The 14,439-nt window shown below is 62.1% G+C and carries 19 protein-coding genes; 1 reads left to right on the top strand and 18 read right to left on the bottom strand.

What is annotated here, in order from left to right:
• The 16 genes from rplF to rpsJ form a co-directional block, all read right to left on the bottom strand.
• Entirely contained in the window at positions 1–537 is a 537-nt protein-coding gene (gene rplF / locus RI444_RS15965) for a 50S ribosomal protein L6 (RefSeq protein ID WP_021472418.1), read from the bottom strand.
• An 18-nt stretch (positions 538–555) separates the two neighbouring features.
• Complete coding sequence (gene rpsH, locus RI444_RS15970) at positions 556–954, bottom strand: 30S ribosomal protein S8 (protein ID WP_179013455.1); 399 nt, start codon at positions 952–954, stop codon at positions 556–558.
• Between the two features lie 78 nt (positions 955–1,032).
• Positions 1,033–1,608: a 50S ribosomal protein L5 gene (gene rplE / locus RI444_RS15975; protein WP_021472416.1), complete on the bottom strand. Its 576-nt coding sequence runs from the start codon at positions 1,606–1,608 to the stop codon at positions 1,033–1,035.
• Positions 1,608–1,967, bottom strand: coding sequence for a 50S ribosomal protein L24 (rplX, locus tag RI444_RS15980; protein ID WP_021472415.1), 360 nt, complete (start codon positions 1,965–1,967; stop codon positions 1,608–1,610). Before rplX ends, rplE begins: the two co-directional genes overlap by 1 nt.
• A gap of 3 nt (positions 1,968–1,970) precedes the next feature.
• Complete coding sequence (gene rplN, locus RI444_RS15985; RefSeq protein WP_003803789.1) at positions 1,971–2,339, bottom strand: 50S ribosomal protein L14; 369 nt, start codon at positions 2,337–2,339, stop codon at positions 1,971–1,973.
• 353 nt (positions 2,340–2,692) lie between these two features.
• Positions 2,693–2,992, bottom strand: coding sequence for a 30S ribosomal protein S17 (rpsQ, locus tag RI444_RS15990; RefSeq protein ID WP_021472414.1), 300 nt, complete (start codon positions 2,990–2,992; stop codon positions 2,693–2,695).
• A complete protein-coding gene (gene rpmC, locus RI444_RS15995) occupies positions 2,989–3,309 on the bottom strand; it encodes a 50S ribosomal protein L29 (RefSeq protein ID WP_021472413.1) in 321 nt (106 codons plus the stop codon). The genes rpsQ and rpmC overlap by 4 nt, the downstream gene beginning before the upstream one ends.
• Positions 3,310–3,311: 2 nt before the next feature.
• Positions 3,312–3,728, bottom strand: coding sequence for a 50S ribosomal protein L16 (gene rplP, locus RI444_RS16000; protein ID WP_021472412.1), 417 nt, complete (start codon positions 3,726–3,728; stop codon positions 3,312–3,314).
• Positions 3,729–4,550: a 30S ribosomal protein S3 gene (gene rpsC / locus RI444_RS16005; RefSeq protein WP_021472411.1), complete on the bottom strand. Its 822-nt coding sequence runs from the start codon at positions 4,548–4,550 to the stop codon at positions 3,729–3,731.
• Positions 4,551–4,916 carry a 50S ribosomal protein L22 gene (rplV, locus tag RI444_RS16010; RefSeq protein ID WP_021472410.1) on the bottom strand — a complete coding sequence of 122 codons (366 nt, stop codon included), beginning with the start codon at positions 4,914–4,916 and terminating at the stop codon, positions 4,551–4,553.
• Positions 4,917–4,954: 38 nt separating this feature from the next.
• A complete protein-coding gene (rpsS, locus tag RI444_RS16015; RefSeq protein ID WP_003803803.1) occupies positions 4,955–5,236 on the bottom strand; it encodes a 30S ribosomal protein S19 in 282 nt (93 codons plus the stop codon).
• A 12-nt stretch (positions 5,237–5,248) separates the two neighbouring features.
• Entirely contained in the window at positions 5,249–6,088 is an 840-nt protein-coding gene (gene rplB / locus RI444_RS16020) for a 50S ribosomal protein L2 (protein WP_021472409.1), read from the bottom strand.
• Between the two features lie 29 nt (positions 6,089–6,117).
• Positions 6,118–6,423 (bottom strand): 50S ribosomal protein L23, encoded by a 306-nt coding sequence (rplW, locus tag RI444_RS16025; protein WP_021472408.1) that lies wholly within the window; start codon positions 6,421–6,423, stop codon positions 6,118–6,120.
• The gene (gene rplD / locus RI444_RS16030; RefSeq protein WP_021472407.1) at positions 6,420–7,037 is read right to left on the bottom strand and encodes a 50S ribosomal protein L4; all 618 of its coding nucleotides are present in this window, start codon (positions 7,035–7,037) and stop codon (positions 6,420–6,422) included. The genes rplW and rplD overlap by 4 nt, the downstream gene beginning before the upstream one ends.
• A 4-nt stretch (positions 7,038–7,041) precedes the next feature.
• Entirely contained in the window at positions 7,042–7,692 is a 651-nt protein-coding gene (gene rplC / locus RI444_RS16035; protein WP_316963830.1) for a 50S ribosomal protein L3, read from the bottom strand.
• A gap of 17 nt (positions 7,693–7,709) precedes the next feature.
• Positions 7,710–8,018 carry a 30S ribosomal protein S10 gene (gene rpsJ / locus RI444_RS16040; RefSeq protein ID WP_003803825.1) on the bottom strand — a complete coding sequence of 103 codons (309 nt, stop codon included), beginning with the start codon at positions 8,016–8,018 and terminating at the stop codon, positions 7,710–7,712.
• A gap of 384 nt (positions 8,019–8,402) precedes the next feature.
• Between rpsJ and RI444_RS16045 the strand changes: the two genes are divergently transcribed.
• Positions 8,403–9,842: a GH1 family beta-glucosidase gene (locus RI444_RS16045; RefSeq protein WP_021472404.1), complete on the top strand. Its 1,440-nt coding sequence runs from the start codon at positions 8,403–8,405 to the stop codon at positions 9,840–9,842.
• A gap of 55 nt (positions 9,843–9,897) precedes the next feature.
• Here RI444_RS16045 and RI444_RS16050 read toward each other — a convergent pair whose 3' ends face one another.
• Positions 9,898–10,023, bottom strand: a complete 126-nt coding sequence (locus RI444_RS16050; protein ID WP_263884712.1) for a hypothetical protein — start codon at positions 10,021–10,023, stop codon at positions 9,898–9,900.
• Between the two features lie 25 nt (positions 10,024–10,048).
• Complete coding sequence (locus RI444_RS16055; RefSeq protein WP_207605698.1) at positions 10,049–14,371, bottom strand: hypothetical protein; 4,323 nt, start codon at positions 14,369–14,371, stop codon at positions 10,049–10,051.
• Positions 14,372–14,439 lie beyond the last annotated feature (68 nt).

A 14,439-nucleotide genomic window follows, 5' to 3' on the forward strand; every position in this document is an offset into this window, starting at 1 on the left:
TTACTTACCAGCCTTTCCGACCTTGCGGCGGATGACTTCGCCGGCGTAACGGACACCCTTGCCCTTGTAGGGGTCAGGCTTGCGCAGCTTGCGAATGTTGGCAGCAACCTCGCCCACCTGCTGCTTGTTGATACCCGAAACAGAGAGCTTGGTGGGGCCCTCCACAGCGAAGGTGATGCCCTCAGGTGCCGAGACGTTGACAGGGTGGCTGTAGCCGAGAGCGAACTCCAGGTCAGAACCCTTGGCCTGAACGCGGTAACCGGTACCAACGATTTCAAGCTTCTTCTCGTAGCCCTCGGTAACGCCCTGGATCATGTTGGCGATCAGGGTGCGGGTCAGGCCGTGCAGCGAACGCGAGTTGCGCTCGTCGTTCGGGCGGGTGACCGTGAGAGTGTTCTCTTCGAGGGAAACCTCGATCGGGCTGGCAACAGTGTGGCTCAGCTCGCCCTTGGCACCCTTGACGCTGATGACGGAGCCATCGAGCTTGACCTCAACGCCGGCAGGAACGGTGATGGGGAGACGTCCAATACGTGACATTATTCTCTTCCTTTCCCGTTACCAGACGTACGCGAGGACTTCGCCGCCCACGCCCTTCTTGCCGGCCTGCTTGTCAGTCAGGAGGCCGGAAGAGGTGGACAGGATTGCGATACCCAGGCCACCCAGCACGTGAGGCAGGTTGGTGGACTTCGCGTAAACGCGGAGACCCGGCTTGGAGATGCGGCGGACACCGGCGATCGAACGCTCGCGGTTCGGTCCGAACTTCAGGCTGATGGTCAGCTTCTTGCCGACCTCGGCGTCTTCTTCCTTCCAGCCGGCGATGTAGCCTTCTGCCTTCAGGATGTCGGCAACGCGTGCCTTCAGCTTGCTGTACGGCATGGACACGGTGTCGTGGTATGCCGAGTTTGCATTGCGCAGACGCGTAAGCATGTCTGCGACAGGATCTGTCATAGTCATTGTGGGCTATAGCCCTTCCTCGTAACGGTTTCCGCTGCGCTGCCCTTGCGGGACGGCGCGGCCGGACCTGATACGTAGTTAGTTTTCAGTCTTGAACGGGAAACCAAGCGCCTTGAGCAGCGCGCGGCCTTCGTCATCGGTCTTGGCGGTGGTGACGACCGTGATGTCCATACCGCGAACGCGGTCAATGGAGTCCTGGTCGATTTCGTGGAACATAACCTGCTCGGTCAGACCGAAGGTGTAGTTGCCGTTGCCATCGAACTGCTTGCCGTTGAGGCCGCGGAAGTCACGGATACGCGGCAGAGCCAGCGATACCAGACGGTCCACGAATTCCCACATGCGGTCGCCACGCAGGGTTGCGTGTGCACCGATCGGCATGCCTTCGCGCAGCTTGAACTGTGCGATCGACTTGCGGGCCTTGGTTACCTGCGGCTTCTGGCCGGTGATGAGGGTGAGGTCGCGGACAGCGCCGTCGATCAGCTTGGAGTCCTTGGCGGCATCTCCAACACCCATGTTCACAACGACCTTCACCAGACGGGGAACCTGGTTGACGTTCGCGTAGTTGAACTCGTCCTGCAGGGACTTCTTGATGGTCTCTGCGTACTTCGTCTTCAGACGAGGAACGATCTTGGTTGCGACAGTGGTCTCGCTCATTAGATGTCCTTCCCGGTGGCCTTGGACACGCGGATACGAACGGTCTTGGTACGCCCGTCCTTCTCAACGGTGTCGAGACGGAAACCAACGCGGGTCGGCTTCTTGGTGGTCGGGTCTACCAGAGCGACGTTTGAAATGTGGATCGGGGCTTCAACAACCTCAATGCCACCGGTCTTGGTGCCGCGCTGCGACTGTCCGACCTTGGTGTGCTTGGTGACGCGGTTGATTCCTTCTACCAGCACGCGGTTGGTGTCAGGGAATACGCGCAGGACCTTGCCCTGCTTGCCGCGGTCGCCGCCGCGTTCCTGCTTGGCGCCGGTGATGACCTGAACGAGGTCACCCTTCTTGATCTTAGCCATGGACTAGAGCACCTCCGGGGCCAGCGAAACGATCTTCATGAACTTCTTGTCGCGAAGTTCACGACCAACCGGGCCGAAGATACGGGTGCCGCGGGGGTCACCGTCGTTCTTCAGGATCACAGCTGCGTTCTCATCAAACTTGATGTAGGAACCATCCGCACGGCGGCGTTCCTTCTTGGTACGAACGATGACAGCCTTGACGACGTCACCCTTCTTTACGTTGCCGCCAGGGATAGCGTCCTTGACGGTTGCGACGATGACGTCGCCGATGCCTGCGTAGCGACGGCCGGATCCACCGAGAACGCGAATGGTAAGGATTTCCTTAGCACCCGTGTTGTCGGCGACCTTCAGTCGCGACTCCTGCTGAATCAATTTTTACTCCTTGCGTCGCGCCGGTTCTCAGACCGAAAACATGCATACGGAATGAGCCTTGCGGAACGGTTGATCGGGGTGTCTCTGGACCTGCCTGGATTTTGCCAGAACAGGCCTAAACGCCCGTGCCACGAGCATCAGCTTCCCTTGCAGAAAACTCTGCGCGGGGCAGTATGCAGCGGCACGATTGTTTACGAGGTGGTTGATGACGCGCAAATGGCGCCATACAAACTCAAAATCTTAGCACGTTCAGCAGCCGTACCATAACTGGCCGGAACAGCGGAAGGGCCCGCGCTCCGAACGGAACGCGGGCCCTTCCAGTAAGCCCAACCGGACGTTGTCCGGCGTCGGATTTACTTGGCCTTCTCGAGGATCTCCACCAGGCGGAACCGCTTGGTAGCGGACAGCGGGCGGGTCTCGGCGATCAGAACGAGGTCGCCGATGCCGGCGGTGTTCTGCTCGTCGTGAGCCTTGATCTTCGAGGTGCGGCGAATAACCTTGCCGTAAAGAGCGTGCTTCACGCGGTCTTCAACCTCAACAACGATGGTCTTTTCCATCTTGTCGGAGACTACGTAGCCGCGACGCGTCTTACGGTAACCGCGCTGCTGCTCAGCGCTGGCTGCTGCTTCCGTCACGTTTTCCTTCTCGCTCACTTGGCATCCTCTCCAGCTTCAACCTCGGCCGTTTCAGCCTTGGCAGCCTTCTTGGACTTCTTTTCTTCCTTGGCTTCCACAACCGGTGCGGCAACCTCGGCACGAATGCCCAGCTCGCGCTCACGAAGAACGGTGTAGATGCGTGCGATGTCCTTCTTTACCGCGCGCAGACGACCGTGGTTCTCCAGCTGGCCGGTGGCGGACTGGAAACGCAGGTTGAACAGCTCTTCCTTGGACTTGCGGAGTTCTTCAACGAGACGCTCGTTGTCGAAACCGTCCAGCTGTGCGGGTGCGAGATCCTTCGACCCTACTGCCATTTCTATTCACCACCTTCGCGACGCACAATGCGTGCCTTCAACGGCAGCTTGTGGATTGCCAGGCGCAGGGCCTCGCGAGCTACCTCTTCATTGACACCGGAGAGTTCGAACAGAACCCGGCCCGGCTTGACGTTTGCGACCCACCATTCCGGAGAACCCTTACCGGAACCCATACGGGTTTCAGCAGGCTTCTTCGTCAGCGGACGGTCCGGGTAGATGTTGATCCAGACCTTGCCGCCACGCTTGATGTGGCGGGTCATCGCGATACGAGCGGACTCGATCTGACGGTTGGTGACGTATGCCGGGCTCAGGGCCTGGATGCCGTACTCACCGAAAGTGACCTTGGTGCCGCCCGTAGCAGCGCCGGAACGACCCGGGTGGTGCTGCTTACGGTGCTTGACTCGACGTGGGATAAGCATTTAAGCCTGTCCTCCTTCTGCTGCAGGAGCAGCAGCTTCAGCGGCCGGTGCTTCAACGGCAGCAGGTGCTGCCTCGGCTGCCGGACGGTCGTTACGACGACGGCGGTCGCCACCCGGGCGGCCCGGACGGTCTCCTCCACGGCCGCGGGACGGAGCAGCAGCTGCCTGCTGAGCCAGTTCCTTGGCGGTGACGTCACCCTTGTAGATCCAAACCTTCACGCCAATGCGGCCGAAGGTGGTCTTGGCTTCGTAGAAGCCGTAGTCGATGTTCGCGCGGAGGGTGTGCAGGGGCACACGGCCTTCGCGGTAGAACTCCGAGCGGGACATTTCTGCGCCGCCCAGACGGCCCGAGCAAGCAACACGGATGCCCTTGGCACCTGCGCGCTGTGCGGACTGCATGGCCTTCTTCATTGCACGGCGGAATGCCACGCGGGAAGTCAGCTGCTCAGCGATGCCCTGGGCAACAAGCTGTGCTTCGATCTCGGGGTTCTTGACCTCGAGGATGTTCAGCTGGACCTGCTTGCCGGTGAGCTTCTCGAGCTCGCCGCGGATGCGGTCTGCTTCAGCGCCGCGGCGGCCGATGACGATGCCCGGACGTGCCGTGTGGATGTCCACGCGGACGCGGTCACGGGTGCGCTCGATCTCGACCTTGGCGATGCCGGCGCGCTCCATGCCGGTGGACATGAGCTGACGGATCTTGATGTCCTCGCGGACGAAGTCCTTGTAGCGCTGTCCCGGCTTGTTGCTGTCAGCAAACCAGTGCGAAACGTGGTCGGTGGTGATGCCGAGTCGGAACCCGTGCGGGTTTACTTTCTGTCCCACTTAGCGAGCCTCCTCTTTCTCCGGGGTTGCGACGACCACGGTGATGTGGCTGGTCCGCTTCTTGATGCGGTAGGCGCGGCCCTGGGCACGCGGCTGGAACCGCTTCATGGTCGGGCCCTCATCAACGAATGCTTCGCTGATGAAGAGGTCGCTGTCGTCGAATGCAACGCCATCGCGGTCCGCGAGAACGCGGGCGTTGGCCATTGCCGACTGAAGTACCTTGAATACCGGCTCCGAAGCTGCCTGGGGGGCAAACTTCAGAATTGCCAGAGCCTCATTCGCTTGCTTGCCACGAACAAGGTTGACGACGCGCCGGGCCTTCATAGGCGTTACGCGGATGTGACGCGCAATTGCCTTGGCTTCCATTGCTTTCCTTCTCTCGTCTAAGACGTAAGGTCAGGCGCCTAGCGGCGCTTGCCCTTACGGTCGTCCTTAACATGGCCGCGGAAAGTCCGCGTAGGAGCGAATTCGCCGAGCTTGTGCCCGACCATCGACTCAGTGACAAACACCGGGATGTGCTTGCGGCCGTCGTGTACGGCGATCGTGTGCCCGAGCATGTCGGGGATGATCATCGAACGACGGGACCAGGTCTTGATGACGTTCTTGGTGCCCTTTTCGTTTTCCCGTGCGACCTTCACAAAGAGGTGCTGGTCAACGAAAGGACCTTTTTTCAGGCTGCGTGGCATGTGTCCAGGCTCCTATCGCTTGTTCTTGCCAGTACGGCGGCGACGAACAATAAGCTTGTCGCTCTCTTTGTTCGGGCGGCGGGTACGGCCCTCGGGCTTGCCGTTCGGGTTGACCGGGTGGCGACCACCGGAAGTCTTACCTTCACCACCACCGTGCGGGTGGTCAACCGGGTTCATGGCTACACCACGGACGGTCGGGCGAACGCCCTTCCAGCGCATACGGCCGGCCTTGCCCCAGTTGATGTTCGACTGCTCGGCGTTGCCGACCTCGCCGACGGTTGCGCGGCAGCGCACGTCAACGTTGCGGATTTCACCGGAGGGCAGACGCAGCTGGGCGAAACGGCCTTCCTTGGCGACGAGCTGGACCGAAGCACCTGCGGAGCGGGCCATCTTGGCGCCGCCACCCGGACGCAGTTCAACTGCGTGGATCACGGTACCGACGGGGATGTTGCGCAGCGGCAGGTTGTTGCCCGGCTTGATGTCAGCGTCGGGGCCAGCCTCGACGAAGTCACCCTGGGACAGCTTGTTCGGAGCGATGATGTAACGCTTGGTGCCATCAACATAGTGCAGGAGGGCGATGCGAGCCGTGCGGTTCGGATCGTACTCGATTTCGGCAACGCGGGCGTTGATGCCGTCCTTGTCGTGACGACGGAAGTCGATCAGACGGTACTGGCGCTTGTGTCCGCCACCCTTGTGACGGGTGGTGATCTTACCGGTGTTGTTACGGCCGCCGGTCTTGTGCAGCGGACGCAGCAACGACTTTTCCGGAGTCGACCGCGTGATTTCAGCAAAGTCGGCTACGCTCGAGCCACGACGGCCCGGGGTAGTCGGCTTGTATTTACGGATTCCCATAATTTAATTCCTCGTTAAAGTGGTCTCCGCTACGCGAGCGGACCGCCGAAGATGTCGATTGTGCCTTCTTTGAGGGTGACAATGGCACGCTTGGTGCTCTTGCGCTGTCCCCAGCCGAATTTGGTGCGCTTGCGCTTACCGGCACGGTTGATGGTGTTGATCGATTCGACCTTGACGGAGAAGATCTTCTCCACGGCCAGCTTGATCTCGGTCTTGTTCGAGCGGGGGTCCACCAGGAAGGTGTACTTGCCTTCGTCGATCAGACCGTAGCTCTTTTCCGAAACGACGGGTGCAAGCACGACGTCGCGCGGGTCCTTGATGGTGGTTACGCTCACTTGGAGGCCTCCTCGTTCTTTGCCTTGTCAGCGACGAACGCGTCGAAAGCAGCCTTGGTGAAGACCACGTCGTCGGAGATGAGCACGTCGTAGGTGTTCAGCTGGTCTGCGTACAGAACGTGAACATCTGCGAGGTTGCGCACGGACAGTGCAGCAACGTCTTCGGCGCGCTCGATTACGACGAGCAGGTTCTTGCGCTCGGAGACTGCACGCAGCGACGCCAGTGCTTCCTTGGCGGACGGCTTGGTGCCGGCAACCAGGGCTTCAATAACGTGGATGCGGCCGTTGCGGGCGCGGTCAGAGAGGGCGCCACGGAGAGCAGCAGCCTTCATCTTCTTGGGGGTGCGCTGGCTGTAGTCGCGCGGGGTCGGACCGTGGACGATGCCACCGCCGGTCATGTGGGGAGCACGGATGGAACCCTGACGGGCGCGACCGGTGCCCTTCTGCTTGAACGGCTTGCGACCTGCACCGGAAACCTCGGCGCGGGTCTTGGTCTTGTGGGTACCCTGGCGCGCAGCAGCGAGCTGTGCGACGACGACCTGGTGCAGCAGGGGCACGTTGGTCTGGACGTCGAAGATCTCTGCAGGCAGGTCTACCTTGACAGTGCTAGTCATTTAACTAGGCTCCCTTCACGGCGGAACGTACGAGTACGACCTGGCCGCGGGCACCGGGGACGGCACCCTTGATAAGGAGCAGCGACTTCTCGACGTCAACAGCGTGAACGGTGAGGTTCAGGGTGGTGTGACGTACGGCGCCCATGCGGCCGGCCATTTTCAGACCCTTGAAGACGCGGCTCGGGGTGGATGCGCCACCGATGGAGCCAGGCTTACGGTGGTTCTTGTGGGCACCGTGGGAAGCGCCGACACCGGAGAAGCCGTGACGCTTCATAACACCGGCAAAGCCCTTACCCTTGGAGGTGCCGACGACGTCGATCTTCTGGCCGGCTTCGAAGATCTCAACAGAGAGCTCCTGGCCCAGCTCGTAGGATGCGGCGTCTGCGGTACGCAGTTCGACGACGTGGCGGCGAGGAGTTACGCCGGCCTTCTCAAAGTGACCAGCCAGCGGCTTGGTGACCTTGCGGGGGTCGGTCTGGCCGTAGCCGATCTGTACGGCGACGTAGCCATCGGCCTCTGCGTTGCGCAGCTGGGTGATGACGTTGGAGTCAGCCTGGACAACAGTTACCGGGATGAGCTTGTTGTTCTCGTCCCAGACCTGGGTCATGCCGAGCTTCGTGCCCAGCAGGCCCTTCACGTTACGGGTTGCGGTCATAGTCTCTCAGCACCTCCCTAGAGCTTGATTTCGATGTTCACGTCTGCAGGCAGGTCGAGACGCATAAGCGAGTCAACGGCCTTCGGCGTGGGGTCGATGATGTCGATCAGACGCTTGTGAGTACGCATTTCGAAGTGCTCACGGCTGTCCTTGTACTTGTGCGGAGAGCGAATAACGCAGTAAACGTTCTTCTCCGTCGGCAGCGGCACCGGGCCGACTACCGTTGCGCCTGCGCGCGTGACCGTCTCAACGATCTTCCGCGCTGAAACATCAATGACCTCGTGGTCATATGACTTCAGCCGGATGCGGATTTTTTGTCCCGCCATGTCGCCTGACTCTCTTTCAGCTAGTGCTGCTCTAGTTAGGGCTGCTCTGTTTACTTACCTGTTGATGTGGCCGCCGAAGCGTTTGAGGTTGTACCACCACACGCCGCACAAGCTGAATCCGGAAACTCCGGGTTCCTCAACCTGCCGGCGCACCGACCCCCGCGGTCGGGCGTGTCGCGATTTTCACGCAAACTCGACCGCATTCCATGGGGTTCAGGGTTATGTTTGGGCTTCAGCTTGGACCCTGACATCCGGCATTATCCGAATCGGGACACGAAGAAGCGCTTGAACAACTCATCCAGTATGCCGGAAATATGGACCAAAGGCTAATCGAGGGCTCGCGGCCCATTGCCAGTGGCGGCAGCAGCTATGGATGATAAATGCATGACTGTCCAGGATACGGGTTCCGTAGAGGATTTGGCGGCACGCCTCCGCCCCGGTTTCACCTTGGGCGTCGCGACCGCAGCCTTCCAGATCGAAGGCAGCTTGACTGCGGATGGCCGGGGCCCTGCAGGATGGGACGCCTTCGCGGAGAAGCCGGGAACAATCGTCGACGGCGGCTCTCCCGCGATCGCTTGCGACCATTACAACCGTGCGGACGAAGACATCGCCCTGATGCAGGAGCTCGGCGTCGATTCCTACCGGTTCTCCTTGTCGTGGCCGAGGATCCAGCCGGAGGGGAAGGGCGCCGTCAATCCCCGTGGCCTTGAGTTCTACGACCGGCTGATCGACAAGCTGCTGGCCGCCGGGATCTCTCCCATGGTGACCGTGTACCACTGGGACACGCCGCTTCCCTTGGAACATGCCGGCGGCTGGCTGAACCGTGAGACCGCCCATCGCTTTGCCGAGTACAGCGCGATCGTTGCCGAGCGGTACGGCGACCGGGTGGATTCTTGGGTAACCGTGAATGAGCCTGTCTCGGTGACCTTGCAGGGGTACGCACTGGGCGCCCACTCCCCCGGCAACCAGCTTCTGTTCGATTGCCTCCCGGCAGCCCATCACCAGTTGCTTGGCCACGGGCTCGCGGTTCAGGCACTGCGGGCTGCCGGCGTTTCCGGACAGATCGGCATTTCCAACATGCATTCGCCCGTTCGGCCGGCCAGCAACAAACTTTCCGATCGGCTCATGTCCGATGCCCTCGACATGATCCTCAACCGCATCTATGCCGACGCCATCCTCCTGGGCGAATACCCGAAGCCGCCGCTGGCCCTTTCGCCACTGTTCCGTTCCTTGGGCCCGGTGCAGGATGACGACTTGAAGACCATTAGCCAGCCGTTGGACTTCTACGGCCTCAACTACTACTACCCGCTCAAGGTTGCGTCCGGCTCCGGTCCTGCCGAAATCCCGACTGGAGCTGCACAAGAGATGGTGAACGTGCCGTTCCATCTTGCGGTATACGACGAATATGAGACCACCGGATTCGGATGGCCCGAGGCGCCGGATCAGTTGACCACCCTTTTGCAGGAAATGCAGCAGAGGTACGGGGAGGCACTTCCACCCATTTACATCACGGAAGGCGGTGCAAGCTTCCCCGAGCCCGACCACGTGACCAGCCCGCTCCAGGACACCAACAGGATTACGTACCTGGCTGAGCACCTGGGCCATGCGCTAACGGCAACAGGCCCGGGCGGGGACGCGGAGGGAATCGACCTCCGCGGCTACTACGTGTGGACGTTGATGGACAACTTTGAGTGGGCCGCGGGTTATTCGCAGCGTTTCGGCTTGGTTCACGTGGACTTCGACACCTTGGAACGAACGCCCAAAGAGTCGTTCTACTGGCTGCGGTCCTTGGAACGGGCGCGCCGCCGCGAACAACAGCTGTAGTCCAAGCGGGTTAAAACATGTGCCCAGGAGCGTAAAACGCTTGCCCCCCGGAGTGCTATTTGTTCTTGTTGGCCCGGTTGATCCGCTTCGCCCGGTCGATTTCGTGCCGGAAGTACTTCCGGCCCCACACAACAGAGCCGGTGATGGCTGCGATAACGACCAGAAAAATCAGGAATTCCATGGTGTTCCTCTCTTTGGGAGCAACACTATCCGACTCGGTCGTGCGTGTGCTCCCCGCCCTTCGGGCCAACCACGCCCGGCTCTTGGGGCCGACGGTTCAGACGCCAGACAGCCAGGACGATCAGCCCTATGGCAACAAGTGCCAGCATCGCAAAAGCATACGAACGCAGGGCCCACATCACGCTCGCTGCCACGCCCACGGCACCCCAGCCGACGAATAGCCGCTCGGACAGCAACAGCCCGGCCCCGAGGAGGACCGCGTGCGCCGCCAAAACGTAGATCTGTTGCGACGGTGTCCCAGCGAAGATGGTTGCCAAAGAACTGAGGGACAGGACACCGGAAGCCATCCCCAACCTCGACCGCCCGGCCGCGCGCTGCTTCTGGTTGTAGCGCAGGCCTGCTAAAACTGCGCCGGCCACAACGAACCACTGGGCAGCCCAGAACCAATCCGGCCTGGTGCTGTCCACAAAGATCACCGCCCGCTGGAAGGCCACAACAACCACCACGGTTCCCACCTCGGCGGCCAGGTGCTTCCCAACGGGAATTTCCACCACCAGTAGGACAGCGGCTGCCGCCGTCAGGAATGCACCGGTGAAGGCGGTTTCGTCATGCACCAGCCCAAGTATGGCCGTGGCCAGAAGCCCGGCCCCGGTTGTCGCTGAGAGCGAGTAGCGCCTCCACGGCTCGGCCGTGATGGCCGGCCCTCCCAGCAGCCGCCATACGTAGAGGATCAAGCCCGTCCCAACTCCCCCGAGGAGCCAGGGCAAGAGGTCAGGCCACGCGCCGGTAAATGCCGTAGTAGCTCCGGATTCGTTCAGCCAACCCTCGACGCCCGTTACCGCCCCCACCAGTGTTGTGGACGCGGCCGCGGCGTAGAAACGGGGACGGTCCTCCAGATGCGAACCTGCATAGAAGACGAGGGCCCCGGTCAGGACGGCCAGACCCGTAAGGATGCGGCTGGCATCGACCGAGAAGATGCCGGCCACCGATGCGAAGAACAACGCGCTGGCGAACCAGGACCACTTCAGCTGCGGGCGGGCGGGGCTTGTACTCAAGCGGCCGAGGAAGACCCTTAGCGCAGTGAGGCCAGCAGCCAGGCCCAAGAGTACGGCCGGCACGTGGAGTTCACTGAGGACGGCCTGGTGCAGCCAAGTACCCGAGGGAAAGGTCAACGCGGGACCGGCGCCTACAACCACCCCGGCCACGGCAACCACTCCGGCATACAACGCCGCTGCATGGCGCTGGTCCCGCCACACGAGTGCTGCTGCAACGATGGCCAGGGTCAGTTCGCACAGAACCACCCAGCGTCCACCGCCGTCGAAATCCCGGGCCCAAAGGTACCAGCACGGAAGCAGCAGCTGGACAACGAGCCCCGCCCACAAGGCTTCCTTCAGCAGCGGCGAGCCATCGAAACGCCGCCGGACGATGGGATGCAGTGCGATCTGGATGAAGACGAGACCGGCCAGTGCCAATGAAGCAGCTGCTGCGGATTCGGCGGCGTCAGCGACCACAATCGTCGCAAAGGCCGTGAAAAGCACCCGGCCTGCCAGGAGATGGGCTCCGCGCAATCGTGCTTCGCGCGTCAGCCCAACCATGAAGCCTGCGTAGGCGGTAAAGAGCCCCAGCAGGATTTCAACATCGCGGACATTGTGCCCGCGAACAACCAAAAGGTGCATGGCGGCAGGAGCCAATAGCCATGCCACACGGTGCTTGCGCAGCATGACGGCGGCGACGAGAGCCCCCGCTGCGGTGATGATGGCTGCGGCTCCGGGCTGCCACCCGTCGTGCGGTGAAGAATGCAGCACCACGGGGAAACTCAGGGCGGCGGTGGCGATCGACATCAAGGCCAACAACACGCCAGCATCAACCATCAGCAGGCTCAAGGACATCGCCTTGCGGCCTACCGCCAATACCGCCACCAATTGCGCGCCGAGCACCCAGACGATGACCGTTGCGGGCGTTGCCTCCTCGCCGCCCACGGAAAGTGCGTAGCCCGCACTGGAGAGATCCACGTAGGCCGAAGCAGCCAGCACTGTGGCGGTAGCCCGCGCGAGCCACCAGTAGCACTGGCGATGCATGGATCCGGGAAGGCGCAAGGCAGTGACAACGAAGTACATAGCAAGGGCCAGCAGCGCAAAGTTCCCGATCCCCCGGGAAACCACCGCAGCACCGACTACCGCGGAGACCATGCCAGCGGCAGGTGCCAGGAACTCCATCCCGTTCGGGCGCCATGACTCCGGCGCCCCGCTGCCCGCCCGGCTCGCCCTGCCCGCCGGAGATACAGGGGGAAACGCGAGCATGCCGGCCACAAGACCGCCCGCCAGGACCGCGAACACTCCTGCCGCCACGACCGGATGACCGGGCGCTTTGTCCAGGACGGTAAGGACCGCCAGAGCGGTGATGCCCACACCGCCAAACGCCAAGGCGCTGATTTGCGGGGCCAGTAGACCAACCCCCCAGCGCTCGAACGCAGCGCCAAGTACTTGCTGGGCCGCGCACACTACAACCAATGCAAGAGCTGTTAGGGCGGCAGCGTCCGGACGTTCCGGGTAAAGCGCGGTGATGAGGAAGGGAACTGCGAGGCTAAGGGCAATCCGCCCGGAAAGCACAAGCGTCTTGGGGTACACACCCTGGGCTCGCAGCGCCAGGCCGAACCAAAACAGGCCCGAGGAAGCGAACATCGCGAAGAGTGGCCACGCGCCCAGCATGGGGGCCAGGGCCGAGGCGGCGGCAACGACGGCTGCCGGGGCAAAAGCCACTCCCCCGCGTAGCTTCCACCCCAGGGGCATTGAGGTTGCCAAGACGACGTAGAAGGCCGTGTACGCGGGTAGTTCCGAGGTACTGAATGCGAGCACGATCGCGAGGACAAGGGCCACCACGAGCTGCAGGCCCAGGCATGAGACAGCGTCCGTCCACCACGTCTTTGGAGATATCCGCTGCCCGGCGAAAGCCAGAATAAGAGCCTGAATCCCGAGGCATAGGACCGCTGCCAGCAAAGCCTGGCTGACCTCTCCCGTGACATCCCACACCACGGCGATGATGGCGAGGGAGAACGCTGCCCTGGCGGCGTAGAAGTACAACGTTCGGAACTTCAGGTCAGGAACCCACAGCATGACAGCGAAATAGGCGCCGCACATCGCCATCACAAGGGAGTACTCCCCCTTGGCCATGAGGTTGGGAGTCAACGTGGCGGCTACACCCACCGCAGGAACCACAAACGGATGCAGCGCCATCAGTGGACGTATGTAGAGCGGCGGAATCCACCGCGGGCGCAAGATGGCTGCCAGGGTCAACAAAACGGCGACGCCAATCAGGGCCGTGAAGTACCACACGAGGGCCCCACCCAGCACCGAAACACCTGACCACGCCGTGGAAACCACAAAGCTGAGCGAGAGGGCTGCCAGGACCTTGTTATCCAAGCGGATCGCCGCATAGACGTAGGCAATCGTACCGAGGACAGACGTCACCAGCCACGCGAGGGGCCCGTTGTGCAAAGCGAAGCTGTACATGGCCAGGCCGGTAACAGGGACCAGTGCCAAGCCTGTTCCGGTGAAGGCCATTGCCGCGGGGCGGAGACGCGGAACGCGTGGGTGAAGCACGAGTCCTGCGGCATAGAAGAGCACCGTGATAAGCCAAATGGCAACAAAACGAAGGGACTCAGGCAGGCTCGTACCCACAAAAAGTGCCCCGGCCGCCACCAAGAGGAGGCTCGCCACATAGAGGGTGATGTTGATGTTTTGCCGGTCGCGCTTCTCTTTGCGCTGAGCAGCCTCTTGGGGAGTCTCACCCTGCCAGGGCGGCGCAGCTTGCGGTGGCGGCTGCATCTGCCCGGGACCTCCGGGAGCTTTGGGTATGGGGGCTGGAAGAACTACGCGTTGCGGCGCGGCACCCTGGGGCGGAGCGAACCCTGCAGCCGGACGCAGCGGCTCGTAGACCGAGTAGCCCTGCACCGGGGATCCGTGAACCGGGCGCGGTGCCGCAGGACGCTCAGGGGCAGGACGCTCGGGGGCCGGACGCACAGGGGCAGCTTGCGTCACGACCGATGGCGCAGCAGCCGTTGTCTGCTGGACAGTCTGCGGAAGGGCTGCCTCGCCCTGCTTCGCTTGCGCCGTCTTGGCTACGGCGTCTTGCCAGCCAGCCAGATGCCCCGCGAGGTATGCCGCACGGTAAGCATCATCGTCGTCCCTCGCCGCACCGCTCCGTGAGCCTGCAACACGGCGGCCCCGGGCCACACCGAGGGCGTAGGCCCCGGCGCTAAGGCCGGCAAGGAACAGCAAGACGACGACGGTCAGGAACCCCAGCACGGCAACTCCACAGGTGAGTCCGGGCAGACCGCCCGGTTTATCCATTCGATAGAGAAATCATAACAAAGAAGAACCCCACCGCCGAAGCGATGGGGTTCTTCTGTGGGTAACCT

It is taken from the genome of Paenarthrobacter sp. AT5 (assembly GCF_032764245.1).
Lineage (GTDB): Bacteria > Actinomycetota > Actinomycetes > Actinomycetales > Micrococcaceae > Arthrobacter > Arthrobacter ureafaciens.

Excerpts from the sequence above, each read along its gene's own strand:
- rplE (WP_021472416.1), bottom strand. The coding sequence starts at position 1,608 with ATGAGCGAGACCACTGTCGCAACCAAGATCGTTCCTCGTCTGAAGACG.
- rplD (WP_021472407.1), bottom strand. The coding sequence starts at position 7,037 with ATGACTAGCACTGTCAAGGTAGACCTGCCTGCAGAGATCTTCGACGTC.
- rplV (WP_021472410.1), bottom strand. The coding sequence starts at position 4,916 with ATGGAAGCCAAGGCAATTGCGCGTCACATCCGCGTAACGCCTATGAAG.
- rpsH (WP_179013455.1), bottom strand. The coding sequence starts at position 954 with ATGACTATGACAGATCCTGTCGCAGACATGCTTACGCGTCTGCGCAAT.
- RI444_RS16055 (WP_207605698.1), bottom strand. The coding sequence starts at position 14,371 with ATGGATAAACCGGGCGGTCTGCCCGGACTCACCTGTGGAGTTGCCGTG.
- rplX (WP_021472415.1), bottom strand. The coding sequence starts at position 1,967 with ATGGCTAAGATCAAGAAGGGTGACCTCGTTCAGGTCATCACCGGCGCC.
- rpsJ (WP_003803825.1), bottom strand. The coding sequence starts at position 8,018 with ATGGCGGGACAAAAAATCCGCATCCGGCTGAAGTCATATGACCACGAG.
- RI444_RS16045 (WP_021472404.1), top strand. The coding sequence starts at position 8,403 with ATGACTGTCCAGGATACGGGTTCCGTAGAGGATTTGGCGGCACGCCTC.
- rplF (WP_021472418.1), bottom strand. The coding sequence starts at position 537 with ATGTCACGTATTGGACGTCTCCCCATCACCGTTCCTGCCGGCGTTGAG.
- rplB (WP_021472409.1), bottom strand. The coding sequence starts at position 6,088 with ATGGGAATCCGTAAATACAAGCCGACTACCCCGGGCCGTCGTGGCTCG.
- rpsS (WP_003803803.1), bottom strand. The coding sequence starts at position 5,236 with ATGCCACGCAGCCTGAAAAAAGGTCCTTTCGTTGACCAGCACCTCTTT.
- RI444_RS16050 (WP_263884712.1), bottom strand. The coding sequence starts at position 10,023 with ATGGAATTCCTGATTTTTCTGGTCGTTATCGCAGCCATCACCGGCTCT.
- rplC (WP_316963830.1), bottom strand. The coding sequence starts at position 7,692 with ATGACCGCAACCCGTAACGTGAAGGGCCTGCTGGGCACGAAGCTCGGC.
- rplP (WP_021472412.1), bottom strand. The coding sequence starts at position 3,728 with ATGCTTATCCCACGTCGAGTCAAGCACCGTAAGCAGCACCACCCGGGT.
- rpmC (WP_021472413.1), bottom strand. The coding sequence starts at position 3,309 with ATGGCAGTAGGGTCGAAGGATCTCGCACCCGCACAGCTGGACGGTTTC.